At 72.5% G+C, this 24,113-nt stretch carries 23 protein-coding genes and 1 tRNA gene; 9 read left to right on the top strand and 15 right to left on the bottom strand.

Features of this window, described 5'->3' with window-relative positions:
- Positions 1-3 precede the first annotated feature (3 nt).
- Complete coding sequence (locus tag PD653B2_RS03080; protein ID WP_085870864.1) at positions 4-627, bottom strand: hypothetical protein; 624 nt, start codon at positions 625-627, stop codon at positions 4-6.
- Between the two features lie 116 nt (positions 628-743).
- Here PD653B2_RS03080 and PD653B2_RS03085 point away from each other — a divergent pair, with 116 nt between their 5' ends.
- The gene (locus PD653B2_RS03085; RefSeq protein WP_085870865.1) at positions 744-1,868 is read left to right on the top strand and encodes an LLM class flavin-dependent oxidoreductase; all 1,125 of its coding nucleotides are present in this window, start codon (positions 744-746) and stop codon (positions 1,866-1,868) included.
- Positions 1,865-2,461 carry an FMN reductase gene (locus PD653B2_RS03090; RefSeq protein WP_085870866.1) on the top strand — a complete coding sequence of 199 codons (597 nt, stop codon included), beginning with the start codon at positions 1,865-1,867 and terminating at the stop codon, positions 2,459-2,461. Before PD653B2_RS03085 ends, PD653B2_RS03090 begins: the two co-directional genes overlap by 4 nt.
- Before the next feature lie 4 nt (positions 2,462-2,465).
- Here PD653B2_RS03090 and PD653B2_RS03095 read toward each other — a convergent pair whose 3' ends face one another.
- Genes PD653B2_RS03095 through PD653B2_RS03105 form a run of 3 tightly spaced genes read right to left on the bottom strand, consistent with a single transcriptional unit; the run spans position 2,466 to position 5,408 of the window.
- Positions 2,466-3,533 (bottom strand): amidohydrolase family protein, encoded by a 1,068-nt coding sequence (locus tag PD653B2_RS03095; RefSeq protein WP_207559252.1) that lies wholly within the window; start codon positions 3,531-3,533, stop codon positions 2,466-2,468.
- Between the two features lies 1 nt (position 3,534).
- Positions 3,535-4,875 (bottom strand): glutamine synthetase family protein, encoded by a 1,341-nt coding sequence (locus tag PD653B2_RS03100; protein ID WP_207559253.1) that lies wholly within the window; start codon positions 4,873-4,875, stop codon positions 3,535-3,537.
- Positions 4,876-4,886: 11 nt separating this feature from the next.
- The gene (locus tag PD653B2_RS03105) at positions 4,887-5,408 is read right to left on the bottom strand and encodes a YbhB/YbcL family Raf kinase inhibitor-like protein (protein WP_085870868.1); all 522 of its coding nucleotides are present in this window, start codon (positions 5,406-5,408) and stop codon (positions 4,887-4,889) included.
- 95 nt (positions 5,409-5,503) lie between these two features.
- On the opposite strand from PD653B2_RS03105, the gene cobA reads away from it, so the two are divergent.
- Together cobA and PD653B2_RS03115 are read left to right on the top strand one after the other, a co-directional pair.
- Complete coding sequence (gene cobA, locus PD653B2_RS03110) at positions 5,504-6,766, top strand: uroporphyrinogen-III C-methyltransferase (protein ID WP_085870869.1); 1,263 nt, start codon at positions 5,504-5,506, stop codon at positions 6,764-6,766.
- A complete protein-coding gene (locus PD653B2_RS03115; RefSeq protein ID WP_085870870.1) occupies positions 6,766-7,569 on the top strand; it encodes a TrmH family RNA methyltransferase in 804 nt (267 codons plus the stop codon). The genes cobA and PD653B2_RS03115 overlap by 1 nt, the downstream gene beginning before the upstream one ends.
- Positions 7,570-7,572: 3 nt before the next feature.
- Here the strand turns inward: PD653B2_RS03115 and PD653B2_RS03120 are convergent, their stop codons facing one another.
- Positions 7,573-8,085, bottom strand: coding sequence for a GNAT family N-acetyltransferase (locus tag PD653B2_RS03120; RefSeq protein WP_207559254.1), 513 nt, complete (start codon positions 8,083-8,085; stop codon positions 7,573-7,575).
- Positions 8,082-8,675, bottom strand: coding sequence for a peptide deformylase (def, locus tag PD653B2_RS03125; protein ID WP_085870871.1), 594 nt, complete (start codon positions 8,673-8,675; stop codon positions 8,082-8,084). The genes PD653B2_RS03120 and def overlap by 4 nt, the downstream gene beginning before the upstream one ends.
- Before the next feature lie 130 nt (positions 8,676-8,805).
- Between def and PD653B2_RS03130 the strand changes: the two genes are divergently transcribed.
- Both PD653B2_RS03130 and PD653B2_RS03135 read left to right on the top strand, forming a co-directional pair.
- Positions 8,806-10,170 (top strand): acyl-CoA dehydrogenase family protein, encoded by a 1,365-nt coding sequence (locus PD653B2_RS03130; RefSeq protein ID WP_085870872.1) that lies wholly within the window; start codon positions 8,806-8,808, stop codon positions 10,168-10,170.
- Positions 10,170-11,384 (top strand): acyl-CoA dehydrogenase family protein, encoded by a 1,215-nt coding sequence (locus tag PD653B2_RS03135; protein ID WP_085870873.1) that lies wholly within the window; start codon positions 10,170-10,172, stop codon positions 11,382-11,384. The genes PD653B2_RS03130 and PD653B2_RS03135 overlap by 1 nt, the downstream gene beginning before the upstream one ends.
- A gap of 15 nt (positions 11,385-11,399) precedes the next feature.
- Here the strand turns inward: PD653B2_RS03135 and PD653B2_RS03140 are convergent, their stop codons facing one another.
- The 3 genes from PD653B2_RS03140 to galK form a co-directional block, all read right to left on the bottom strand.
- A complete protein-coding gene (locus PD653B2_RS03140; RefSeq protein ID WP_085870874.1) occupies positions 11,400-12,854 on the bottom strand; it encodes an LLM class flavin-dependent oxidoreductase in 1,455 nt (484 codons plus the stop codon).
- On the bottom strand, positions 12,838-13,353 hold the full coding sequence (locus PD653B2_RS25825; protein ID WP_207559255.1) for a hypothetical protein: 516 nt from the start codon (positions 13,351-13,353) through the stop codon (positions 12,838-12,840). The genes PD653B2_RS03140 and PD653B2_RS25825 overlap by 17 nt, the downstream gene beginning before the upstream one ends.
- Before the next feature lie 176 nt (positions 13,354-13,529).
- Entirely contained in the window at positions 13,530-14,705 is a 1,176-nt protein-coding gene (gene galK / locus PD653B2_RS03150) for a galactokinase (protein ID WP_085870983.1), read from the bottom strand.
- A 78-nt stretch (positions 14,706-14,783) separates the two neighbouring features.
- Here galK and PD653B2_RS03155 point away from each other — a divergent pair, with 78 nt between their 5' ends.
- Positions 14,784-16,232, top strand: coding sequence for a GuaB1 family IMP dehydrogenase-related protein (locus PD653B2_RS03155; protein WP_085870875.1), 1,449 nt, complete (start codon positions 14,784-14,786; stop codon positions 16,230-16,232).
- A gap of 1 nt (position 16,233) precedes the next feature.
- Here PD653B2_RS03155 and PD653B2_RS03160 read toward each other — a convergent pair whose 3' ends face one another.
- Both PD653B2_RS03160 and PD653B2_RS03165 read right to left on the bottom strand, forming a co-directional pair.
- Complete coding sequence (locus PD653B2_RS03160; RefSeq protein WP_207559256.1) at positions 16,234-17,928, bottom strand: BCCT family transporter; 1,695 nt, start codon at positions 17,926-17,928, stop codon at positions 16,234-16,236.
- A 95-nt stretch (positions 17,929-18,023) separates the two neighbouring features.
- Entirely contained in the window at positions 18,024-18,614 is a 591-nt protein-coding gene (locus PD653B2_RS03165; RefSeq protein WP_085870877.1) for a LysR family substrate-binding domain-containing protein, read from the bottom strand.
- 23 nt (positions 18,615-18,637) lie between these two features.
- Between PD653B2_RS03165 and PD653B2_RS03170 the strand changes: the two genes are divergently transcribed.
- Positions 18,638-19,033, top strand: a complete 396-nt coding sequence (locus PD653B2_RS03170) for a hypothetical protein (protein WP_085870878.1) — start codon at positions 18,638-18,640, stop codon at positions 19,031-19,033.
- A gap of 4 nt (positions 19,034-19,037) precedes the next feature.
- Here PD653B2_RS03170 and PD653B2_RS03175 read toward each other — a convergent pair whose 3' ends face one another.
- On the bottom strand, positions 19,038-19,736 hold the full coding sequence (locus tag PD653B2_RS03175) for an FAD-binding oxidoreductase (RefSeq protein WP_242665118.1): 699 nt from the start codon (positions 19,734-19,736) through the stop codon (positions 19,038-19,040).
- Complete coding sequence (locus PD653B2_RS03180) at positions 19,736-20,347, bottom strand: sulfite oxidase-like oxidoreductase (protein ID WP_085870879.1); 612 nt, start codon at positions 20,345-20,347, stop codon at positions 19,736-19,738. The genes PD653B2_RS03175 and PD653B2_RS03180 overlap by 1 nt, the downstream gene beginning before the upstream one ends.
- Before the next feature lie 293 nt (positions 20,348-20,640).
- Between PD653B2_RS03180 and PD653B2_RS03190 the strand changes: the two genes are divergently transcribed.
- Complete coding sequence (locus tag PD653B2_RS03190; RefSeq protein WP_133058886.1) at positions 20,641-22,119, top strand: LCP family protein; 1,479 nt, start codon at positions 20,641-20,643, stop codon at positions 22,117-22,119.
- A gap of 12 nt (positions 22,120-22,131) precedes the next feature.
- Here the strand turns inward: PD653B2_RS03190 and PD653B2_RS03195 are convergent, their stop codons facing one another.
- Entirely contained in the window at positions 22,132-23,781 is a 1,650-nt protein-coding gene (locus PD653B2_RS03195; protein WP_133058887.1) for a CHAP domain-containing protein, read from the bottom strand.
- Positions 23,782-23,984: 203 nt separating this feature from the next.
- A tRNA-Leu gene (locus PD653B2_RS03200) sits at positions 23,985-24,070 on the bottom strand.
- Positions 24,071-24,113: the final 43 nt, after the last annotated feature.

A 24,113-nucleotide genomic window follows, 5' to 3' on the forward strand; every position in this document is an offset into this window, starting at 1 on the left:
TGTCTACTCACCCTCGGGAGCGACGTCCAGCCCGGGCCGTCGCTGCCGGCGCCGGAACACCGCGTGGACCACCAGCCCGGCGAGCAGCGCACCGAGGGTCCCGAGGGTCTCGTCGCCCAGGGTGTCCTCGTAGGCGGTGTCGATCTCGGTGCCGTGCCGGATGAACGTGTACCACTCGCCGAGCTCCCAGCCGATGGCCAGCATCGAGCCGAGTCCGGCGATCAGCAGCACCCGCGCCCAGCCCGGCCGCACCGGCCCGGCGATGATCAGCCCGATGCCGGTCAGCAGGAAGACCCAGTTGACGAAGTGGTTCATGTCGTCCCACCAGGTCAGCGAGTCGTACAGGTCGAGGCTGTTGCCCGTCACGTCGACCAGGAAGCCCAGCATGATCAGCGAGAACGCGCCGTACGGCGGAGGCTCGTCGGGCCGGCGCCGCTTGACGGATGTCCACCACAGCGCCGGCACGAGCAGCATCATCAGCGGGTAGGCGACCAGGCGCGCGCCGAAGGCCTTGTCGGCGAACCGGTCCAGCGGGACCCACTCCGCCACGGCCAGCTGGCCGATGGTGAGGACCAGGATCAGGGCGGGCACCCACACGGGGCACCGGCGCTCGCGCGAGGGGTTCACGCGAGCATGGTGGCAGGAATCTGGCAGGAATACCGTCCCCGGCGACGCTGTTGAGTGGTTAGTTTGGAATTCAACCAAGTAGCCCGGGGCAGCACCGGACAAGGAAGTGAGTGGTCATGCAGTTCGGCATCTTCAGCGTCGGCGACGTGACAGAGGACCCGACGACCGGTCGCACCCCGACCGAGCACGAGCGGATCAAGGCGCAGGTCGAGATCGCGAAGAAGGCCGAGGAGATCGGCCTGGACGTGTTCGCCACCGGTGAGCACCACAACCCGCCGTTCATCGCGTCCAACCCCACCGCGACGCTCGCCTACATCGGCGCCCAGACCGAGAAGATCGTCCTGTCGACCGCGACCACGCTGATCACGACCACCGACCCGGTCCTGATCGCGGAGGACTACGCGAAGATCCAGCACCTCACCGATGGTCGCGTGGACCTGATGATGGGTCGCGGCAACACCGGCCCGGTCTACCCGTGGTTCGGCAAGGACATCCGCGACGGCATCGACCTGGCGATCGAGAACTACGCGCTGCTGCGCCGGCTGTGGCGGCAGGACGTCGTCGACTGGGAGGGGCGGTTCCGCACCCCGCTGCAGGGCTACACCTCGACCCCGCGCCCGCTGGACGGCGTCGCGCCGTTCGTCTGGCACGGCTCGATCCGCAGCCCCGAGATCGCCGAGCAGGCGGCCTACTACGGCGACGGGTTCTTCCACAACCACATCTTCTGGCCGGCCTCGCACACCCAGCAGATGGTCGCGCTGTACCGGCGCCGCTTCGAGCACTACGGCCACGGCTCCGCCGACCAGGCCATCGTCGGGCTGGGCGGTCAGTTCTTCATGCGCAGGAACAGCCAGGACGCGGTGCGGGAGTTCCGCCCCTACTTCGACAACGCCCCGGTCTACGGCCACGGGCCGTCGCTGGAGGACTTCACCTCACAGACGCCGCTCACGGTGGGCTCTCCGCAGGAGGTCCTCGAGCGGACCCTCGGCTTCCGGGAGTACGTCGGCGACTATCAGCGCCAGCTGTTCCTGGTCGACCACGCGGGCCTGCCGCTGAAGACCGTGCTCGAGCAGCTGGACCTGCTCGGCGAGATCCTTCCCGACCTGCGTGCGGGCATGGCCGAGGGACGTCCGGCGCACGTGCCGGACGCGCCGACCCACGCCTCGCTGGTCGCCGCCGCGGGTGGCGCCCACGACGCGACCATCCACGCGGTCGACGACGTCACGGGGGTGTCCGTATGACGCACCTCGCCGTGATCAGCGCCGGCCTGAGCGTCCCGTCCTCGACGCGGCTGCTGGCCGACCGTCTGACGGCCGCGGTCGTGGCCGGCGTCCAGGAGCCGGTCGAGGTGGACGTGATCGAGCTGCGCCCGTTGGCCCACGCGCTGGCCGACAACCTGCTCACCGGCTTCGCGTCGGGGGAGCTGGCCGAGGCCATCGAGCTGGTACGACGGGCCGACGCGCTGGTCGTCGTGACGCCGGTGTTCTCCGCGTCGTACTCCGGACTCTTCAAGACGTTCTTCGACGTGCTGGAGCCCGACCTGCTCACCGGCGTGCCGGTGCTGATCGGCGCGACCGCCGGCAGCGCGCGGCACTCGCTGGTCCTCGAGCACGCGCTGCGACCGCTCTTCAGCTATTTGCACGCCACGGTCGTCCCCACCGCGGTCTTCGCCGCGAGCGAGGACTTCGGCGAAGCCGGCCTGGAGTCGCGGATCGCGCGCGCCGGCGGCGAGCTGGCCGCGCTGCTCAGCGGCGCCCCGCGCCGCCGGGCACGCACGCTCGAGGACGAGTTCGCCGACCCGACCCCGTTCGAGGACCTCCTGCGCGGCGCCTGAGGCGTCACAGGCCGTAGACGCGCCGGGCGTTGTCCGCCCCGATCTCGTCGACGATGCCGACGGCGTCGTCGACCGAGCAGTCGCCGCGGCGCACCCAGGTGCCGAGGACCTCGCCCATCGCCCGGCGCCACAGCTGGGAGCCGAGGTAGTGCAGCTCCGGCAGGCCGTAGGCGTCCGAGGAGTACAGCTGCTTGGCGAACGGCGCCAGCTCGAGCGCCTCGCCGACCAGCTCGACCGAGCGGGCGCCGAGGTGGTTGATCGCCAGGCCGACGTCGAAGCTCACGTGGTCGAAGGCCTGGGCGAGGTAGCCGGCCTGCCGATGGAACGGGTAGCAGTGCAGCAGCAGGACCGGCACCTCGGTCGCACGCAGCAGCGGGAGCAGGTGCATCGGGTCGGCGCGGCGCAGGTCGAGGTCACGGTCGCCGAAGCCGGTGTGCACCTGCACCGGCAGGCCGCGCTCGACCGCCTCGTGCACCCCGAACGAGACCAGTGCCGGGCTAGCGACGCGGCCACCGGTCACGGCCCGGGCCTCCTGGGCGACGGCGTCGTCGGTGGGGCGGGACCAGTCGATGTCGAGGCCGGTGCGGTAGGCCGCGATGGTCTTCGTGCCGACGACCGAGGGCGCCGCCGCGTCGAGCCGGTCGCGGAAGGCGCCGGGGACGTCGTCCTCCCGCAGCACCGACTCCATCAGCAGCTCGAGCCGCAGGATCTCCGAGCTCGGCTCGGGAGCGGTGACCAGCGTCGGTGTGAGGCCGCTGTCGACGACCCAGTGGTCGACACCGGCCGCGTCGAGGAAGGTCGCCACCAGCTCGTCGTACGGCACCGCGGAGCGGGCCTCCCAGTAGGCGTCGGCCGAGGCGTGCGCGGGCAGGCCGAGCAGCGGCGCGCACCAGCGCCGTACGGCGAGCCCGACCGGCAGGTCGAAGCCGGACATGAAGGACGGCACCGGGCCGGTGGAGCCCTCGTTGAGCGCGGCCTCGAAGGCGGCTCGGTCCCCGGGGGCCGTGAACGTGCCGTGGACGTGGTGGTCGACCAGTCGGATCTCGCGGAGCCGATCGGTCAGCGCCTCCACCTCAGCAGCTCCAGGCCATGCGCAGCGCGGCCGCGGTCTCGGCCACGGGCAGCGCACCGTACGTCGCGACCTCGTGGCGGCGCACCGCGGCGATGCCCTCGATGATGGGCGCGCCGAGGATCAGGGCCGCCGCCTCCGAGGCCTCGAGGGCGTCGATGGCCGCGGCCTGGTCGACCGGCAGGGAGGGCAGCGCGACGTCGGAGGCCGACGGGTCGCCGGGCACCTCGGCGGGGAGCGGAAGCCGCCGATCGATGCCGCGCCGGGCGCTGCCGAGCAGGGCGGCGACGGCGAGGTAGGGGTTCGCGCTGGGGTCCACGAGCTTCAGCTCGATGTTGGCGCCGTGCGGGTTGCCGCGCGTCGCCGCGATGAGCCGCACGGCCGCCTCGCGGTTCTCCAGGCCCCAGCAGGCGGCCGCCCCTGCCCAGTTGCCCGGCCGGAGCCGCTGCGCGGAGAGCACCGACCCGGCGTACACCCCGACCAGGTCGGGCAGCGTGTCGAGCACGCCCGCGACGGCGGCGCCGCCGGCGGCGGTGAGCCCGTGCGGGCCCGGGCCTCCGGAGAAGAGCGGCCCGTCCCTGCCCGCGAGCGAGAGGTGGAGGTGGGCGCCGTTGCCGGCCTCGCCCGCGAACGGCACGGGCGAGAAGGACACCTGGAGGCCGTGGTGGGCCGCCGTCCGGCCGATGACCGTGCGCGCCAGGACGACCGCGTCCGCTGCGGCGACCGGCTCCGCCGGGGCCAGCGAGACCTCGAGCTGGTCGTGCCCGTACTCCATGTGCAGCTGCTCGATCGCCAGCCCGGCCCCCGCGGCGGCGCGGGTCAGGTCGACCAGGAGCTCGGCCTGCTGCAGCGAGGTGCGCAGCCCGTACGGCGTCCAGGGTGCGGCCGTGGAGTGGCCGCGGTCGGCGTCGAGGAGCGTGCACTCGAGCTCGGCGCCGACGAGCGCGCTCAGCCCCGCCTGCTCGAGCTCCGCGGTCACCCGGGCGAGCAGCGACCGGGCACACATCGGCGACGGGCTGCCGTCCTGGAGCTGCAGGTCTCCCGGCGCCCAGCCGATGCCGTCCTCGACCACGCGCAGGTCGGCCGGGTCGATCCGGATCCGCAGGTCGCCGACGACCCCGAGGGTCGGCGTGAAGGCGATGGACCCGTCGACGCAGAAGACGCTCCACGACGGCGACGCGCCCATCCCGGCGCGGTGGAACGCATCGAGGCGGTCGGTCGGGACGTACTTGGCGCGAGACACCCCGGCCATGTCGACGATCGAGCCGCCGACCAGGTCGACCCCGAGGGTGTCGAGCTGCTCGGCGTACGCCGTGAGCTCCTCGTCGGTGCGCGGCGCCACCACCTCGGTGCGGCCTAGTGCTGGTAGGTGCCGTGCAGGATCGCCCGGCCCAGGGTCTTGAACGCGAGGTTGAACGAGACGACGGCGGGCGATGCGTCGGCGTCGACCCCGAGGGCGTCCTCCTTCACCGCGTGGACGACGAAGTAGTAACGGTGCACCTGGTCGCCGGGCGGGGGAGCGGCGCCCATGAAGCCCTTCTCGCCGCCGTCGTTGCGGACGTGGAAGGCGTTGCCGGGCAGGTCCCCGGCGGCCGCTCCGGTGTCGAGCGAGGTCACGTCGGCGGGCAGGTCGACCAGCACCCAGTGCCAGAAACCGCTCGGCGTCGGGGCGTCGGGGTCGAAGCAGGTGACCGTGAAGCTCTTGGTCCCGTCGGGCGCGCCCTCCCAGGAGAGCTGCGGAGAGGTGTTGCCGAGGTCGGCGACCTGGTCGTCCTTGAGCGGTGCGCCGTCGGTGACGTCCGCGCTGGTGACCGTGAACGAGGGCACGGGCGGAAGCAGGTCGTAGGGGTCGGGGCTGACCGGGCGATCGAGGCTCATGGGGCTCCTAACGCAGAGGACGTGTCGGTCCGAACCTAGTCCGCGACCTGAACCCGCGTCACGCCGCGGCTGTTCCGGACCGCGATGATGGTCGGATGGACGACTTCCCGACGTACCCCTCCGGCCTGCTCCTCACCGGCCGGCGCGTCGTCGTGGTCGGCGGTGGCCACGTGGCCCAGCGCCGCGTCCCGCAGCTGATCGCGGTCGGAGCCGACGTGCACGTCGTCAGCCCGGAGGTGACCCCCGCGATCGAGGGCATGGCCGGCGCCGGTGAGATCACGTGGCACGAGCGCGGCTTCACCGACGCCGACCTGGACGAGACCTGGTACGTCATCGCCGCGACCGACGCCACCGAGGTCAACGAGCGGGTCTCCGCGGCTGCAGAGGTGCGCCGCATCTTCTGCGTCCGCGCCGACGACGCGACCCGGGCGACGGCCTGGACGCCCGCCGTCGGTCGGCACGCCGGGGTCACCGTCGCGGTGCTGGGCCAGCGCGAGCCGCAGCGCTCGGCCGCCGTCCGCGACGAGATCCTCGAGGGTCTGCGCGAGGGCACGATCGTGGCGCGGCACCAGCGCGACCGCGCGCCCGGCGTGGTCCTGGTCGGCGGCGGCCCCGGCAACCCCGAGCTGATCTCCGTGGCGGGTCGCAAGGCCCTGATGGAGGCCGACGTCGTCGTCGCCGACCGGCTGGCGCCTCGCGAGCTGCTCGGGGAGCTGCACGCCGACGTGGAGCTGATCGACGTGGCCAAGCTGCCGCGCGGCCGGTCGGCCCAGCAGGAGGAGATCAACCGGGTCATCGTGGATCGGGCCCTGGCCGGCAAGCTGGTGGTGCGCTTCAAGGGCGGCGACAACTTCGTCTTCGGCCGCGGCTACGAAGAGGTGCTCGCGTGCCGCGAGGCCGGCGTCCCGGTGACCGTGATCCCCGGGCTCACCAGCCCGATCGCCGTGCCCGCGATCGCCGGCATCCCGGTGACGCACCGTGGCGTCGCCCACGAGTTCACGGTCGTCTCCGGGCACCTGCCCCCGGGCCACCCCGAGTCGCAGGTCAACTGGGCGGCGCTGGGCACCATGACCGGCACCATGATCCTCATGATGGCGGTCGAGAACGCGCCGGCCATCGCCGCGGCGCTGGTCGAGGGCGGCCGGTCGGCCGACACGCCGGTGGCCGTGATCTGCGACGGCACGATGCCGGGGGAGCGGACCGTGCTCGCCACGCTCGGCACCCTGCCGGACCAGCTCACCGCCCACGGCGTCCGAGCGCCCGCGATCATCGTCGTCGGCGAGGTCGTCGCGGTCGCGCACCCCTCGGCCTTCGACGGTCGAGCAGGTCGCGCAGCGACCGGGTCGAGACCCAGCTGATGGCCACCCTCGTCGAGATCTCCGATCCCGCCGACCCGCGCCTCGCCGACTACCGCGACCTGCGCGACGTCGAGTTGCGCAAGGCCCTCGAGGCCGAGCACGGTCTCTTCCTCGCCGAGGGCGCGAAGGTCGTCCGACGGGCCGTCGAAGCCGGCTTCAGCCCGCGGTCCTTCCTGATGGCGCCGCGCTGGCTGGACGGACTGGCCGACGTGCTCACGACCACCGACGCGCCCTGCTACGTGCTGAGCGAGACCCTGGCCGAAGAGGTGACCGGCTTCCACGTGCACCGCGGCGCGCTGGCGTCGCTCGAGCGCCGTCCCCTGGCCCCGGTGGCCGACGTCCTGAGCGGTGCCCGCTCGGTCCTGGTGCTCGAGGACATCGTCGACCACACCAACGTCGGCGCCATCTTCCGCTCGGGCGCAGCCCTCGGCTTCGACGCCGTGCTGCTCGCCCCGCGCTGTGCCGATCCGCTCTACCGACGCTCGATCAAGGTGGGCATGGGCGCGGTCTTCACGACGCCCTGGACCCGGCTCCCGGACTGGGCCGACGCACTTCCTTCGCTCTCGGCCGCGGGCTTCACCACCGTCGCGCTCACGCTCGCACCCGACTCGCGGCCGATCGAGGAGGCCGTCGCCGGCCTCGACCGGGTCGCCCTGGTGCTCGGCTCCGAGGGTCACGGGCTCTCGCCGCGCTGGGAGCAGGCGGCCGACGTCCGGGCGACGATCCCGATGCGCGCGGGCATCGATTCGCTCAACGTCGCGGCCGCGACCGCGGTCGCCTGCTACGTCACGGCGCGCCGGTAGGGCCTAGACGGCCATCTCGAAGATCAGCTCGAGGCCGTCCTCCTCGTCCCACTGCTCGCCGTTCTCGACGAACGGGTACTGCGTGATCAGTGCGAGGGACGCCTCGTTGTCCGGGGAGACCGTGGCGCGCAGCGTGTGCACCTCCGGCTCCGCCCGGGCGCGCTCGATGGCCAGCTCCAGGGCCGCGCGGGCATAACCGCGACGCCGGTACGCCGGGTCCACGCCGTACCCGACCTCGACCATGCCGTCGGCGTCGGGCGCCCCGTGGAAGCCGGATCCGCCGACCGCGACCTGCTCGTCGTCGTCCCAGAGGACGCCGGTGATCCACGGCAGGTCCTCGGGCGACTCGACGGCCTGCCGGGTGCGGTGCTGCCAGGTGCGGACCATGTCCTCCGACACCAGCCACGGGGTGAGCGCGACGGGCGAGAGCGCGTCCGCCGTGGCGAGGTCGCCCTCGGCCAGCGCGGCGATCGCGTCGGGGGAGAGCCGGACGATCCGCACGGCCGGACCGCTCACGCCGGCCAGTTCTCGGGGAAGTCGGCGGCGACCTTGTCGTGCTGCTTCTGGAGCTTCTTGCGCAGCTTGGTGGGGAGCCGGTCGCCGAAGACGGTGCCGAGGGTGTGGTCGGTCTCGTGCTGCAGGCACCGGGCGAGCATCCCGTCGCCGCTGAACGACGCCGGCTCTCCGTCGACACCGGTGCCCGTGACCGATGCGAAGTCCGGACGCGCGCACTCGACGAAGGCGCCCGGGAACGACAGGCAGCCCTCGTCGTCCTCGTCGAGCTGACGGTCCTTGCCCTCCGGCAGCGTCAGCACCGGGTTGCAGACCACGCCCGCGGTGCGCCGGCCGGACGCGTCGGGGCAGTCGAAGACGAACACCGCCTGGTCGACACCGATCTGGCAGGCCGCGAGGCCGACCCCGTCGGCGGCGTACATCGTCGCGACCATGTCGGCCACCAGGGACCGCAGCTCGTCGTCGTACGCCGTCACCTCCTGCTGGGGTCGGTGCATGACCGGTGTGCCCCACCGGGTCATCGGGCGCACCGTGCCGCCTCGGGGGAGGGGCCCGTGGGGCGCGTGGTCGGGAGCAGCGGTCACATCGGACATGCCGCAGATCTTAGGTCGCGACGTCCGCTGGGGACCTGCCTCGCTCCCGCCGCTGAGCCGCGCGGAGGGTGTGACCCGACCCACGGCGACAGCTGTAGCCCCGAGTGTAACTCCGAGTTACATTGGCCGCATGTCCCTGACCAAGAGCCTCAAGCCCGGCGGCAAGCACGGGCTGTCGTCGACGGAGACCCGCGACCCGATCGGGTACGCCGTGGCCGCGCTGAGCCGGCTCGCCCAGAGCGACGTGCTCGACCGGATCGGGTTGCGCAAGCAGACCGAGCAGGCCGTCTTCACAGCGACCCGCAGCGGCTTCAGGACGATCACCGCGGCGAGCCGGACCTTCGCGAAGGCCGGCAGCCCGGCCCGGTCCGGCGTCCGCCCCGCGGCCGCGCGCGCCACGGGTGTCTTCGACCTGACGCCGACCGAGGACGAGCAGATGCTCGTCGACGTGGTCACCGAGTTCGCCGCGGAGGTCGTACGTCCCGCGGCCGCCGAGGCCGATGAGACCTGCAGCGCCCCCGAGGCCGTGCTCAAGGCCGGCCTCGACATCGGGCTGCCGATCCTCGGCCTCCCGGAGTCGCTCGGCGGCATCTCCGAGGAGCGCTCCGCGATGGCGGGTGCCCTGGTCGCCGAAGCGCTCGCGCGAGGCGACCTCGGTCTCGCGGTCGCCTCGCTCGCGCCCGGTTCGGTCGCCACCGCCCTCGGCCTGTGGGGCACCGACGCCCAGCAGCAGACCTACCTCCCCGCGTTCACCGGCAGCGACGTCCCGGCGGCCGCGATCGCGCTCACCGAGCCCACCGTGCTCTTCGACGTGCTCTTGCCGGCGACGACCGCCGAGCGGACCGCCGACGGCTACGTCCTGAACGGCGTGAAGTCCGCCGTACCGCTCGGGGCCGCGGCCGAGCTGTTCGTGATCGGCGCCTCGCTCGACGGCGCACCCGTCCTCTTCCTCGTCGAGTCCGGCACGGCCGGGATCGACGTGGTCGCCGACCCGGCGATGGGCGTCCGTGCGGCGGGGTTGACGAAGCTGACGCTCACCGACGTGGCGGTCCCGGCCGACGCCGTCCTGGGCGCGACGGACGGCTCGACGTACACCGAGTGCGTCCGGCTCGCCCGCCTCGCCTGGTGCGCGCTGTCGGTCGGCACCGGCCAGGCGGTGCTCGACTACGTGGTGCCCTACGTCAAGGAGCGCGAGGCGTTCGGCGAGCCCGTCGCCCACCGTCAGTCGGTGGCGTTCATGGTCGCCGACATCGCGATCGAGCTGCAGTCGATGCGGCTGCTCACCTGGAAGGCCGCGGCGCGAGCCGCCGCCGGCAAGGACTTCGCCCGCGAGGTCGCGCTGGCGCGGAGGCTGTGCGCCGACAAGGGCATGCAGATCGGCCTCGACGGCGTCCAGCTGCTCGGCGGCCACGGCTTCGTGAAGGAGCACCCGGTCGAGCGGTGGTACCGCGACCTCCGGGCCATCGGCGTCATGGAAGGTGCGGTGCTGGTCTGATGATCAACCTCGACGATCCCAAGAAGTTCCGGCCGCTGGTCGGTCAGGCCCACCAGGTCGCGATGAACATGCTGCGGCCGATCTCGCGCAAGTACGACAAGGCCGAGCACGCGTACCCGCAGGAGCTCGACATGCTCGCGGCGATGATCGACGGGCTCTCCGAGTCCGGCGCCAGCGAGGGTGCCGGCGCCGCCGGCGTGCGGCGCGACGAGTCGTCCGGCCCCGACGACGGGGTGAAGAACGGCACCAACCTCGCGTCGGTCATGTCCATCGCCGAGATGTGCTGGGGCGACGTGGGCCTGCTCCTCTCGATGCCCCGCCAGGGTCTGGGCAACTCCGCGATCGCCTCGGTGGCCGACGAGGAGCAGCAGCAGCGCTTCGCGGGCGTCTGGGCCGGGATGGCGATCACCGAGCCCGGCACCGGGTCGGACTCCGCGAACATCCGGACGACGGCACGGCTCGACGGCGACGACTACGTGCTCAACGGCGAGAAGATCTTCGTCACCTCGGGCGATCGCTGCGACGCCGTGGTCGTCTGGGCCACGCTCGACAAGGGGCTCGGGCGGGCCGCCATCAAGTCCTTCGTCGTCCCCAAGGGCACGCCGGGCATGAGCGTCGAACGGCTCGAGCACAAGCTCGGCATCAAGGCCTCCGACACCGCGACGATCCGCTTCGAGGACTGCCGGGTGCCTGCGGAGAACCTCCTCGGCTCGCCCGAGATCGACACCAAGCAGGGCTTCGCCGGCGCGATGGCGACGTTCGACAACACGCGGCCCCTGGTCGCCTCGATGGCGGTCGGCTGCGCCCGCGCGTCGCTCGACCTGACCCGCGAGCTGCTGTCCCAGGCGGGCATCGAGATCGACTACGACCGGCCGGCGATCACGCAGTCGGCGGCGGCCGCGAAGTTCCTGCAGATGGAGGCCGACTGGGAGGCTGCGCACCTCTTGATGCTGCAGGCCGCCTGGATGGCCGACAACCGGCAGCCGAACTCGCTCGAGGCGTCGATGGCCAAGGCCAAGGCGGGCCGGGTGGGCTCGGACATCACGCTCTCGTGCGTCGAGATCGCCGGCTCGGTCGGCTACAGCGAGTCCGAGCTGCTCGAGAAGTGGGCCCGCGACTCCAAGATCCTCGACATCTTCGAGGGCACCCAGCAGATCCAGCAGCTGATCGTCGCCCGGCGCGTGCTCGGGCTGACCAGCGCAGAGCTGAAGTGACGAGCAGCGCCCAGATCAGGCCAGCAGGGGAGCGAGCCGCTCGACGTCGTCGGGACCGTCGAGGTCGGCGAGGGCGATGAACACCGTGTCGACACCCCGCTCGGCCAGCGCGCCGTAGCGCTCGCGGTGCTCGCCGGCGGTGCCGGCGTCGACCCGGCGGACGTACTGCCCGGCGGGGGTGCTGCCGCGCAGCCGCTCGACCCGCGCCCAGGTGTCGTCGCGGTCGCGGCCGACGACCGGCAGGTCCAGCACCGGCACCGTGACCGGGCGGCCCGCTGCCTCGGCGTGCGTGCGGAGCAGCGGCAGCTTGCGGTCGAGCGTGCCGAGCGCGCTGGGCAGGTTGACCGCGTCGGCCAGCCGGGCAGCGATCCGCAGGGTCCGGTCGCCGGCGCCGCCGAGGATGATCGAGATGCCGTGGGCCGGGCGGGGGTACGACGTGGTCTCGGGCAGGCTGACTCGCTCGCCGGCGTACGCCTTGGTGCCGGCCGACCACAGCGCGCGCATCGTCTCGATCGCGGTCTCGACCTGGTCGAGGCGCTGTGCCGGCGGCGGGAAGGGCAGGCCGTACGCCGCGTGCTCGCGGTCCCACCAGCCGGCGCCGAGGCCGACGAACGCCCGGCCCCCGGTGAGGGCGTCGAGGGTGGCGACGGCCTTCGCGGTGATGCCTGGTGGCCGGAACGTCACGGGGGTCACCAGGGTGCCGAGCTCGAGGCCGGTGTCCAGCCCGGCGAGCAGGCCCAGCGTCACCCAGGGCTCGGGGATCGGCTCCCACGCGCGGCCCACCTGCGGGATCTGGATCAGGTGGTCCATCAGGGCGATGCCCGCGAACCCGTGGCCGTCGGCGGCACGGGCGACGTCCGCGAGCCACGCGGCGGGGTCCTCGCCCCAGGGGAACCTGGACACCTGGAGCACGAACCGCAGTCCCTGGGAGCTGCGCCGCTGCGGTGACGGGGCCGTGTCAGCCGACGGGCGCTCGGGTCCCCCGGCAGGCTCCCGCCCCGGGATGTGCACGAGGTCCCAGCGCTCCAGGTCGAGCGTGGTGGCGATGGTGCGGGCCTTCCTCAGCTGTCCGGTCAGCGCCGGCGCCGGCACCGGGCGGTCCCGCTCGCGGTTGCGGCGGCGGCACTCCTCGTCCGGTGTCGTCATCAGCACGACCACCGTCGGGAGCCCGGCCTCGCGGGCGGCGGCCAGCCACCGAGCCCGCCGTACGTCGTCGAGGCCGAGCGTGTCGACGACCGTCGTCAGCCCACGGCCGAGCCGGGCGTCCACGATCTGCTCGAGCAGCGCGAAGGCGTCGTCGGAGGCGTCCAGGTCGTGCGGGCCGCTGCCGACCGTGCCGCGCAGGGCGTCGGAGGAGACGATCTCGTCGCGCCGGTAGCGCGACTCCGCCCAGGTCGACTTGCCCGACCCCGAGGGCCCGACCAGGACGACGAGCGCCGGGTCGGGCAGGCGGTCAGCTGTCGCTGCCACCCGCGGACTTCTTGGCGGGCGCCTTCTTCGCAGGCGCCTTCGTGGCGGTCGCCTTCGTGGCGGGCGCCTTCTTCGCGGGGACCTGGTCGGCCGGTGCCTTCCGCGGCGGGAGCTTGCCGCTCGGCGACGACGCGGCCTTCTTCGCCGGTGCCTTCTTGGCGGGTGCCTTCTTGGCTGCAGCCTTCTCCGTCGGGCTCTTCTTCTCCACGACCCGGGCGACGTCGGCCGGGGTGATGACGACGTCGCGCTCCGGGGTGGCCGGGGGAGCCGCGGTTGGCGTGGGGGCGGGCGCCGGCGTCCGCGCGTCCGCGCCCTTCGCTCCGCCGGCCTTCGCGGTGGCCGTGCGAGCCACCTGGCCGGCGACCGCCTTGCCGACGGCGAACGTGCCCTTCGCCTGGTTGACCGCCTTGCCGGCGCTGCCGACCGGGTCCTTCACGACACCCTTGACGGTGCCGACGACGGCGTCCTGCAGCTTCTGGAGCGAGCTCTTGCTGGCCACGAGGCGTCCCTTCGGTTGGCTCATCGGTCGTGCTCTGGATTCAAGCACGCTCCCGAAACCGCCGGTCCCGCCGTCCAGACGAGCAGCCCGGAAATGCTGCGGTTTGGTCCCAAACCGCACGCTTGGAGCGCTCCCACTTGCGGTTTGGGACCAAACCGCGTGCCTGGGGGGCCCGGTCAGCCCAGCAGCTGGGCGGCCGGGCCGGGCTCCGCGCGCAGGTGCGCGGGCGGCCGGAAGCCCTCGGTGCCGAAGGCCAGGTCGATCGCGCGGATCACCGCGTCGACCCGCTCCTCGGGCACGAGCGCGATCGACGAGCCGCCGAATCCACCGCCCGTCATCCGGGCGCCGAGCGCCCCGGCCTCGACGGCGAAGGTCACGGCCACGTCGAGCTCCGGGCAGGAGATCTCGAAGTCGTCGCGCATCGAGGTGTGCGACGCGCGGAAGATCCGGCCCACGTCGGACCAGTCGGACGCCTCGATCGCGTCGACGGTGGCGCGCACCCGCTCGATCTCGGTGACGATGTGCCGGGCCCGACGCTGGATCCGGTCGTCGCTCAGCTCCTCGACGGACATCAGCGACGCCTGGCGGAGGGAGGGTACGTCGAGGGCGGCAGCCGCGGCCTCGCAGTCGGCACGCCGGGCGGCGTAGCCCCCGTCGACGAGCGTGTGGGAGACCCGGGTGTCGGTGACGAGCAGCGCCAGCCCGGCGTCGGCGAGATCGAGAGGCACGGGTTGCGTCGTGTCGTGGTCGAAGTCGATCAGCAGCGCCGCGCCGGCTTCGGCCAGCAGCGAGACCGTCTGGTCCATCCCACCGGTCGGCGCCCCGGCGACCTCCGACTCCGCCCGGATGCAGGCGTCCCGGAGCCGTCGGCGGACCTCGGGCGTGGGTTCGAGGCCGAGGACGCCGCAGACGGCCACCGCCACCGAGCACTCCAGGGCGGCCGAGCTCGACAGCCCGGCGCCGAGCGGCACGGTCGAGTGCACGAGCACGTCGAGGCCCGGCACCTCGAACCCGTCCTCGCGCAGCGCCCACAGCACCCCGGCGACGTAGCTCGCCCAGCCCGACACCTCGCCGGGGCCCAGCGCGTCGACGGTGCCGGTCCAGGTGGTGTCGCCGTGGCTGCTGGCGATCCGGACCCGGCCGTCGTCGCGGGGCGCGACGGCGGCGTACGTCGCGTGCGGGAGCGCGAGCGGGAGCACCAGCCCGCGGTTGTAGTCGGTGTGCTCGCCGATCAGGTTGACCCGCCCGGGCGCGCGCGCGACGTACGCCGACGGACCGTCGAAGAGCGCCTCGAAGAGCTCGCTCGCGGCATCAGCGAGCTCTGCAGGGTCTCCCGGCTCGACGAAGGGCATGTCCACACCCTAAGGACCGCGCGGCCCGATCCCACAGCCCACACACCGAGATGAGGGCTCGCCGTAGACTCCACCGACGTGCAGTTCCTCGACGAGCTCAACGGCGGCGCGGCCCCGGCCCACGACCTGACCTACGACGACGTCTTCATGGTCCCGCGGCACTCCGCGGTCGCCAGCAGGTACGACGTCGACCTCGCCACCAGCGACGGCACGGGCGCGACCCTGCCGCTCGTGGTGGCCAACATGACCGCGATCGCGGGGAAGCGGATGGCCGAGACCATCGCCCGCCGCGGCGGGCTCACGGTCATCCCGCAGGACATCCCGGCCGCCGTGGTGGCCGAGGTGGTGCGCTTCGTGAAGTCGCGGCACCTGGTCTTCGACACGCCGATCGAGCTGAGCTCGGAGCAGACCGTGGCCGAGGCACTCTCCCTGATCCCCAAGCGGGCGCACCGCGCGGCCGTGGTCGTCGACGACGGCCGCCCGATCGGCGTCGTCTCCGCCGCCGACTGCGTCGAGGTGGACCGGTTCGCCCAGGTCCAGCACGTGATGCAGCCGCCGACGGTCGTGCTCGCTGCCGACGCCGACCCGCGCGAGGCGTTCGACGCCCTCGACCGCGCACACGGCACGCTCGCCGTCGCGGTCGACGCCGACGGGAAGCTGGTCGGCGTCCTCACCCGCACCGGGGCGCTCCGCGCCACGCTCTACACGCCGGCGGTCGACCCGACCGGCGGGCTGCGGATCGCCGCGGCGGTCGGCGTCAACGGCGACGTCGCCCAGAAGGCCGAGGAGCTGCTCGACGCGGGCGTCGACTGCCTCGTGGTCGACACCGCGCACGGCCACCAGGACCGGATGCTCGAGGCGCTCGCCGCCGTCCGCGCGCTCGACCCGCAGGTGCCGATCGCCGCCGGCAACGTCGTCTCGGACGAGGGCACCCGCGCGCTGATCGGGGCCGGTGCCGACATCGTCAAGGTCGGTGTCGGTCCCGGCGCCATGTGCACGACGCGGATGATGACCGGTGTCGGGCGCCCGCAGTTCTCGGCCGTGCTCGAGTGCTCCCGCACGGCCGCTGACCTCGGCAAGCACGTGTGGGCGGACGGCGGAGTACGACACCCTCGCGACGTCGCCCTCGCCCTGGCCGCAGGGGCGTCCGCGGTCATGATCGGCTCCTGGTTCGCCGGCACCCACGAGTCGCCCGGAGACCTGATGGTCGACTCCGACGGCCGCTCCTACAAGGTCTCCTTCGGGATGGCGTCGGCCCGGGCGGTCGCGAACCGTACGTCGGCCGAGTCGGCCTACGACCGCGCCCGCAAGGGGCTCTACGAGGAGGGCATCTCCTCGTCGCGGATGTACCTCGACCCGGCCCGGCCGGGCGTCGAGGACCTCGTCGACCAGATCTGCTCGGGCGTGCGGTCGGCGTGCACGTACGCCGGGGCCACGACGCTCGACGAGCTCCACGAGCGGGCGGTGGTGGGCGTGCAGTCGGCCGCCGGCTTCCACGAGGGCCGACCGCTCGCCACCAGCTGGTAGGTCAGTCCTTGGCCGGGCCGGCGTCCGGGTCCCGGTCGACGGTGAGCACGAAGTCGTCGCCGTGCTCGGTCACACCGGCGATGACCGCCTGTTCGACGGCCTCCTCGGCGTACCGGCGGCGCACCACGAGCGGGTCGCTGCGCAGGTCCTTCACCAGCGAGACGGCCAACCCGATCATCACCACCACGAACGGCAGCGCCGCGACGATGGTGATGCTCTGCAGCCCGGTGAGCGCGTCGGAGCCGCCGACGAGCAGCATCACCGCCGCGACCGCGCCGGTCGCGACTCCCCAGAAAATCACCGTCTTCTTGCTCGGCTCCTGGGTGCCGCGCTCGGACAGCGTGCCCATCACGATCGAAGCCGCGTCCGCGCCGGACACGAAGAAGATCGCGACCAACAGCATCACGACGATGCTCGCCACCGTGGCGATCGGGAACGCGTCGAGGGTGCTGAACAGCTGCGACTCCACGGCCCCGTTGCCCGCGCCGGCGATGTCGGTGCCGGTCTTCTGCAGGTCGATCGCGGCGCCGCCGAAGATGCAGAACCACACCAGGCTGACCAGGCTCGGCACGAGCAGCACACCCGACACGAACTGCCGGATGGTGCGCCCGCGCGAGATGCGCGCGATGAACATGCCGACGAACGGCGTCCACGACAGCCACCAGGCCCAGTAGAAGACCGTCCACGTCTGGAGCCAGTCGCTGGTCTCCTCGCCCTCGGCGCCGGTGCGCGCCGCCATCATCGGCAGGTCCTGCACGTAGCTGCCGATCGAGGTCGGCACCAGGTTGAGGATGAAGACGGTCGGGCCGAGCACGAACACGAAGAGCGCGAGCGCGATGGCCAGCACCATGTTGATGTTCGAGAGCCACTGGATGCCCTTGGCGACGCCGGAGACGGCGGAGAGCACGAAGGCCGCCGTCAGGATCGCGATGATGCCGACGAGGACGCCGTTGCCGACCTCGCCGATGCCGCCCACGATCTCGAGGCCGCTCTGGATCTGGAGCGCGCCCAGGCCCAGGGAGGCCGCCGAGCCGAAGAGCGTCGCGAAGATCGCGAGCATGTCGATGACGCGGCCCCAGCCGCCGTTGACCCGGCTGCCGAGCAGCGGCTCGAAGGCCGCCGAGATGAGCTGGAGCCGGCCCTTGCGGTAGACGCCGTACGCGATGGCGAGCCCGACGACGGCGTAGATCGCCCAGGGGTGCAGGGTCCAGTGGAAGAGCGTCGTCGCCATGGCGTGCTGGACGGCCTCGTCGTTGCCGGCGCCACCGGTGCCCGGCGGGGGAGTCACGAAGTGGGTGAGCGGCTCGCTGACGCCGTAGAACATCAGGCCGATGCCCATGCCGGCGCTGAACATCATCGCCACCCACGAGACCGTCCTGAACTCGGGCTCGTCGTCGTCGCGGCCGAGCGGGATGTTGCCGAACCGGCTGAGCGCGAGCCAGATCACGAAGACCACGAAGCCGCTCGAGGTGAGGACGAAGAGCCACCCCGTCTTGGCCATCGTCCAGCCGAGCGCCTCGCCCGACGCCGTGGCGAGCGAGCCGGTGCTCACGAACCCCCAGACGAGGAACGCGACCGCGATCGCCGCGGTGACGCCGAACACGACCTTGTCGAGGCCGGCCTCCTGCGGTCCGGCCTCGTCGACGGGGTGGTCGAGGGCGGGGTGCGGGATCGGGTCGCCGACGGGCGACTTCACCGCATCGGCGGTACGGGCAGGACGGGGGCGTTGCTCAGTAGTCACCCTGACGGGTTACCACCGGCACTCGACGCCAAACGTGTGACGGGACACCCCTAGCGCGAGCTGCGCTCCGTGCGGCCCCGGACGATCCCGATGAACCGCTGCACCCAGGGGTCGTCGTTGTCGACGAGCCAGGCGAGCCCGACGGTCGTCGGGGGCAGGTCGGTGACGGTCCGGTAGGTGACGTCGCGGCGGTGGTGCAGGCGCGCCACCGACATGGGCACGATCACGACTCCCGTCCCCGAGGCGACCACCTCGACGGCGTCCCCGACCGTCATCGGCGGCCAGGCCAGCTGCTCCGCGTCGGGGGTCCAGCCCGAGGCGTGGGGGAGCACCAGCTGCTCGTCGGCGAGGTCGGCGAGACTCACCTCGTCGAGCAGCGTCAGCAGGTGCTCGGTGCCCATCACGGCGACCGGGAGCTCGTCGTAGAGCGGGATGCAGTGGAGCCCGTCGCGGTCGATCGGGAGCCGCACCAGCGCCATGTCGTGGGAGCCGTCGCGGACGCCGGCGAGCTGGTCGTCCTCGGTCGTCGGCTCCAGGTCGAGCTGGTCGCGGGCGAAGCGGGCTCGCCACACGCCGGCCCACTTGTCGGGAGTCGCGCCCGTGACGAAGCCGATCGTGAAGTGTCCGTACGCCGCGCTCACGCGCCCACCCTACGATCGCCTGCATGACGGAGCCGGACGGCGTCTACCGAGCGCCCATGTGGTCGAGGCTCGACGAGGTCGACCGGTGGCTCGCGGTCGAGCGCGCCCTGAGCCTCGGGCTCGTCGGGGTGGGCGACCGTCTCGGTGACGAGCGCACCGCCGCCCGGGTCGAGCGGTTCAAGGCGGTGCCCGACGGTGCCGAGGTCTGGACCCGGGACGAGGACGGGCTCTTCCGCCGCGGTGTCGTCACCGGACCATGGCGCTACGACGACGACCCCGACGCGTACGACGCGGACCTGCGGCACGTCCGGCCCTGCGACTGGGACGACGAGGCCCTGGAGGAGCACCGGGTCCCCGCCGCCGTGGCCGCGACGTTCCGACGTGGCGGGCGCAACTTCCAGCGGGTGCGGGCGCTCTAGCCGACTAGCTCGTCTCGCCGAACTGCTCGACCCGGATCGTGTCGGCGACGACGCCCGACTCCTGGAGCAGCCGGGTCGCGAACGTCGCGAAGCCGACCGACCCGCACACATAGGCACGTTCGGCGCCGTCGACGTACGCCGCCATCTCGTCGGGGTACGGCGGGGCCGCGACCCGGTCGCCGAGGTTCTCCCGGGTCAGCGCGATGAACGCGCCGTACCTCTGGAGCTCGGCGGCGTACGGCAGGTCGTCCCAGGTGCGGGCCACGACGACGACCTTGAGCTCGTCCTGCAGGCCGAGCCGCCGGGCGTAGCGGGTCATCGCCACGATCGGCACCACGCCCGACCCGCCCGCCACACAGACCGCCGGCACGTCGCCCTCCCACACGAACCAGCCGCCGATCGGGCCGCGCAGCTCCAGCTCGTCGCCGACCTCGGCGACGTCGTGGAGGAAGCCGGACACCTCGCCGCCGGGCAGGCACTCGACCATCAGCTCCAGCAGCGGGTCGTCGGGGTCGGAGGCCACCGAGTAGGACCGTTGCGCGGTGTAGTCGTCGGGGGCGCGGAGCCGGACGACGTAGTGCTGGCCCGGCAGGTGGTCGACCCGGTCGTCCACGTGGAAGCGCAGCTGCACGAGCTTGTCGGACGGGTGCGCGAGCTCGATGATCCGGCCGGTGGTCCAACCGCCGGCGGGAGCGTCGGCCACTACGGATCTCCCTGGTAGCGCTGCTCGAGCCACGGGTCGCCGCGGTCGTGGTAGCCGTTCTGCTCCCAGAAGCCGGGCCGGTCCCGGGCGAGGAGCTCGAGCCGGGTGACCCACTTCGCGGACTTCCAGAAGTAGAGGTGCGGCACCAGCAGCCGCACCGGGCCGCCGTGACCCGGAGGGAGCGGCTTGCCGTCGTAGTCCCAGACCACCCAGGCCTTGCCGCCGGTGATGTCCTCGATCGGCAGGTTGGTCGTGTAGCCGGTCGTCGAGTGCGCGAGCACGAACTTCGCCTCCGCCGTCGGCCGCGCCACTTCGAGCAGCGTGTCGACGCTGACGCCGGCGAAGGTCATGTCGAACTTCGACCAGGTCGTCACGCAGTGGATGTCGCCGACGTACGTCGAGGGCGGCAGCGCGTGCATCTCCTGCCACGACCAGGTCTGCGGGTTCTCGACCAGGCCGTCGACCGTCATCGACCACTGCTCCGGGTCGAGCCTGGGTGTCGCCTCGGCCGTGAGGGTGGGCCAGGAGCTGCCGGTGTCGTACTGGCCCGGCGGGAGACGGTCCGGTCGTTGCGGACGGCCGCGTCCGAGGAAGCCACGGGTGATGGGCACGTCCCCATCCTCTCAAACAGGCGTGATCGGCAGCGAGCGCCTCGGCTCGAAGGCGAACGACGTGCCGGTGCTGAAGCGGGTGACCGCGACCTCGTCGAGCTCCTCGGCCGCCTCGACGCTCCGGAGGAGCGTGGCGTCGGACGGTCGGACGGTCAGGCGTGCGGTGGGCCCGCGCGACCCGGGGAACGTCGTACTCCGTGGCGGCCGGGCTCGGGGTCTGACGCCGGAAGTCGCCCCGCCGGGCCGGTGCCGTTGGTAGCGTCAGCCCCGGTTTCCGGCGGGAAAGGGTGCAGATGTCGGGATCGGGAGCGCGGGTCGCGGTCGAACCGCGCCCGCACGCTCCCAGCGCGCGGCACCGCGCGCCGGCCCGTCGTGCCTTCCGGCGGGCGCGGACCATGGGCGGCGCGCTGGCGGTGACGTTCCTCGCGGCGGTGCTCCCGGGCGCCGGCTACCTCTGGACCCGGCGCCGCCTCGGGTACGCCGCCCTGCTGCCGTTCCTCGCGGGTCTCGGTGTGCTGGCCTTCTACGCCCAGGACCTGCACCGGCTGCTCGACCTCGCCTTCGACCCGGCGCGGCTGCGCGCCCTCGCGATCGTGGTCGGCGTCGCGTTCGTCGTCTGGGCGTTCATGGTCGTCACCACGTACGCCATGGCCCGGCCGCTGGGCATGACCACGGTGGAGGGCAGCCTCGGGGCGCTCGTCGTCGCGCTGTTGTGCATCCTCGTGGCGCTGCCGGCGGTCCAGGCGGTCCGCTACTCCATGACGCAGGCCGACTTCGTCGAGACCGTTTTCTCCGGAGAGGACAACGCGACCACGCCCCAGGACGTCGACGAGGCGGACCCGTGGGGCGGCCGCGACCGCGTCAACGTGCTCCTGCTCGGCGGCGACGGGGGAGTCGGCCGCACCGGCATCCGCACCGACTCGGTGATCCTGCTCAGCATGGACACCCGCACGGGCAGGGCCGTGATGTTCAGCCTGCCGCGCAACATGATGAACGCGCAGTTCCCCGCGGACAGCCCCCTGCACGACGCCTTCCCCGACGGCTTCCGCAGCACCGACCCCGCCGCCGACCCGGGCAACTGGATGCTGAACGCGGTCTACAGCCAGGTCCCGGCCCTCTACCCGCACATCATGGGTGCGTCCGACAACGAGGGCGCCGACGCGGTCAAGCAGGCGGTCGCGGGCAGCCTCGGCACCCACGTCGACTACTACATGCTGATCAACCTGCTCGGCTTCCAGCAGCTCGTCGACGCGATCGGCGGCGTCACCGTCAACATCAACGAGCCGATCGCGATCAACGGCAACACCGACCTCGGCATCCCGCCCACGGGCTACCTCGAGCCCGGGCCGGACCAGCACCTCGACGGCTTCCACGCGCTCTGGTACTCCCGCGGCCGCTGGGGGAGCGACGACTACGACCGGATGCTGCGCCAGCGGTGCATGGTCGACGCGATCATCGACGAGGCCGACCCCCTCAACGTGCTGCGCCGCTACCAGGCGCTCGCGAAGGCGGGTCAGGAGATCCTGCGGACCGACGTGCCGGCCGAGCTGATGCCGGCGTTCGTCGACCTGGCCCTGAAGGTCAAGGACAAGAGGGTGAAGTCGATCGCCTTCGTGAGCTCCGACAAGTTCTTCTCCGGCGACCCCGACTACCCCTGGATGCAGTCGGTCGTCGCGAAGGCGCTGGGCCCGCGCACCCCGTCGGGCCCCCGCGACGACCCGGGCACGGCGGTCGCCGCGGACGACGCCTGCGGCTACCACCCCGAGGGCTGAGGCCGCGGCGCGTCAGCCGATCCGGACGCTCCGGGTGGCGACCAGCCGCATGACCGTGTCGCTGCCGCCGTAGCGGATCGTCATGGTGCGCTTGCCCTGCGGCAGGCCCTTGAGCGTCAGGGTGGCGGTGCCGTTGCGCAGCGTGACCGCCTTGGCGATGCCGGCCATCCGGACCACGAGGGGGCCGCTGACGGCGTCGACGCCCGGCGCCGTGACCGTGACCGTGACGCGCACCCGGTGGGCTCCCGGCGTCGTCTGCACCGCGATCTTCGGGTCGGACTTCAGCAGCACGGTGCTGGGCGTCTCCGCCGTCGTGGTCGTGTAGCCGGCCCGCGACAGGGTGATCCGCGCCGAGATCCGCGAGCCCAGGTCGATGTTGCTGATCTGGTACGTCGAGCCTGTGGCGTTGAGGACCGGCTCGCCGTTGCGCAGCCACTGGACGGAGACGTCGGCGTCGGTCGGCCGGAAGCTGCCCGTGTCCACGGTCAGCTGCTGCCCGAGCCGGGCCTCACCGAGCAGGCTGGGAGGCGTGTCCACCGTGAACGTGCCCGGCGCGACCGGTGCGGTCGCCGCGGTCGTGACGGTGACGTCGTCGTACCCGGCGCCACTGGCCGTCACGGTCGCCGTGATGGCCCGCTCGACCAGGTCGGGTCCGATGGCGAGCGTGTCGCCGGCCGGACCCTCGATGAGCTGGCCGTCGGCGAACCACTGGTAGCGCAGCGTCGTCGGCGTCGGCGTCCACTCGCCCGGCGCGAGGGTGAGGGTCGAGTCGACCTTCGCCTCGCCGGCCAGGGTGGGGGAGACGACGTTCTTCAGCGCGCCGGGCTGGACGGTCTCGGTCGCGGCCGAGGACACCGACTTCGCGGGGTAGCCGAGCATCGAGCCGGTCGTCGTGACCGTGATCTGGTGGTCGAGCTGAGCCCGGGTGAGCTTGAAGGTGGCGGCCGTGGCGCCCTTGATGGGCGTGCCGTCGGCGAACCACTGGTACGCCACGTCCGCGGCCGCGGGCTTCCACGTGCCGGACGACGACGACAGCACCGAGCCGACCTTCGCGATGCCGGAGATCACGGGCGCCGCCTGGTTGAGGAGCGGGACGTCGTTGAAGTGGATGAAGCCGCTCGGCCAGTTGCCGCTGCCGCGGGTGATGACCGCCCAGGAGAAGTCCCCGCCCCAGCTGTCCTGGGAGATGATGATCTCGTCGGCCGAGACCACCCGCTCGACGTACCCGACGTGGCCGGAGGAGCCAGCCGGACCCGTGTTGGCCTTCCACCAGGTCACCGCGCCGACCCGCGGGACGTCGTCGGTGATCTTGGGCATCGAGCCGCCCCAGTAGGTCGCGTTGCCGCCGCCGGACCACGGGCGCTCGTTCGGCAGCCCGCTCTTCACCATCCGGTACGCCGCGTAGTTCGTGCAGTTGTGGCCGGAGTACATCCGCCAGTACATCTTCTTGTTGTTCTGGGCGTAGCCGCCGTTGAACATGCCCTTCTCGCGGCAGTCCGTGTAGCCGTAGCAGAGGTAGGAGCTCCGGGCGAAGACCGCCGTGGACGGCTCCTCGCGGTGCCGGTGCGACGCCGTGTCGACCGGCCGGTCGGCGGCCGTCGCCGGCGCCGGGGCAAGCGCCAGCAGCCCGAGGACCAACCCCCCGACGAGGGCAGTGGTCACGGGCGCAAGCAGGCGGGACCGCAGCGACACGGGTGGGAGTCTAGGGACAAAAGTGCCCTCGTGGGAATGGTGTGACTGAAATTGTCAAGGAGACACGCCGGGCGTGTCGGTTAAATGACAACAGTGCAATTCACCCGGTTCCGGACGGCCGACACGTGGGGGCGAAATGAACAAAAGGCCCCGTGGAGCCGGGGCCTTCTGAGTGTCCGAGGGGGGACTTGAACCCCCACAACCGTTAAAGGTCACTAGCACCTCAAGCTAGCGCGTCTGCCAATTCCGCCACCCGGACGAGTGCGAGTGAAACTTTAGCAAAGGGGTCGGGCTTTCCCCGC

The sequence above is a fragment of the Nocardioides sp. PD653-B2 genome, assembly GCF_002117935.1.
GTDB lineage: Bacteria > Actinomycetota > Actinomycetes > Propionibacteriales > Nocardioidaceae > Nocardioides.

Excerpts from the sequence above, each read along its gene's own strand:
- PD653B2_RS03085 (WP_085870865.1), top strand. The coding sequence starts at position 744 with ATGCAGTTCGGCATCTTCAGCGTCGGCGACGTGACAGAGGACCCGACG.
- PD653B2_RS03090 (WP_085870866.1), top strand. The coding sequence starts at position 1,865 with ATGACGCACCTCGCCGTGATCAGCGCCGGCCTGAGCGTCCCGTCCTCG.
- PD653B2_RS03105 (WP_085870868.1), bottom strand. The coding sequence starts at position 5,408 with ATGAGCCTCGATCGCCCGGTCAGCCCCGACCCCTACGACCTGCTTCCG.
- cobA (WP_085870869.1), top strand. The coding sequence starts at position 5,504 with ATGGACGACTTCCCGACGTACCCCTCCGGCCTGCTCCTCACCGGCCGG.
- PD653B2_RS03115 (WP_085870870.1), top strand. The coding sequence starts at position 6,766 with ATGGCCACCCTCGTCGAGATCTCCGATCCCGCCGACCCGCGCCTCGCC.
- def (WP_085870871.1), bottom strand. The coding sequence starts at position 8,675 with ATGTCCGATGTGACCGCTGCTCCCGACCACGCGCCCCACGGGCCCCTC.
- PD653B2_RS03130 (WP_085870872.1), top strand. The coding sequence starts at position 8,806 with ATGTCCCTGACCAAGAGCCTCAAGCCCGGCGGCAAGCACGGGCTGTCG.
- PD653B2_RS03135 (WP_085870873.1), top strand. The coding sequence starts at position 10,170 with ATGATCAACCTCGACGATCCCAAGAAGTTCCGGCCGCTGGTCGGTCAG.
- galK (WP_085870983.1), bottom strand. The coding sequence starts at position 14,705 with ATGCCCTTCGTCGAGCCGGGAGACCCTGCAGAGCTCGCTGATGCCGCG.
- PD653B2_RS03170 (WP_085870878.1), top strand. The coding sequence starts at position 18,638 with ATGACGGAGCCGGACGGCGTCTACCGAGCGCCCATGTGGTCGAGGCTC.
- PD653B2_RS03190 (WP_133058886.1), top strand. The coding sequence starts at position 20,641 with ATGTCGGGATCGGGAGCGCGGGTCGCGGTCGAACCGCGCCCGCACGCT.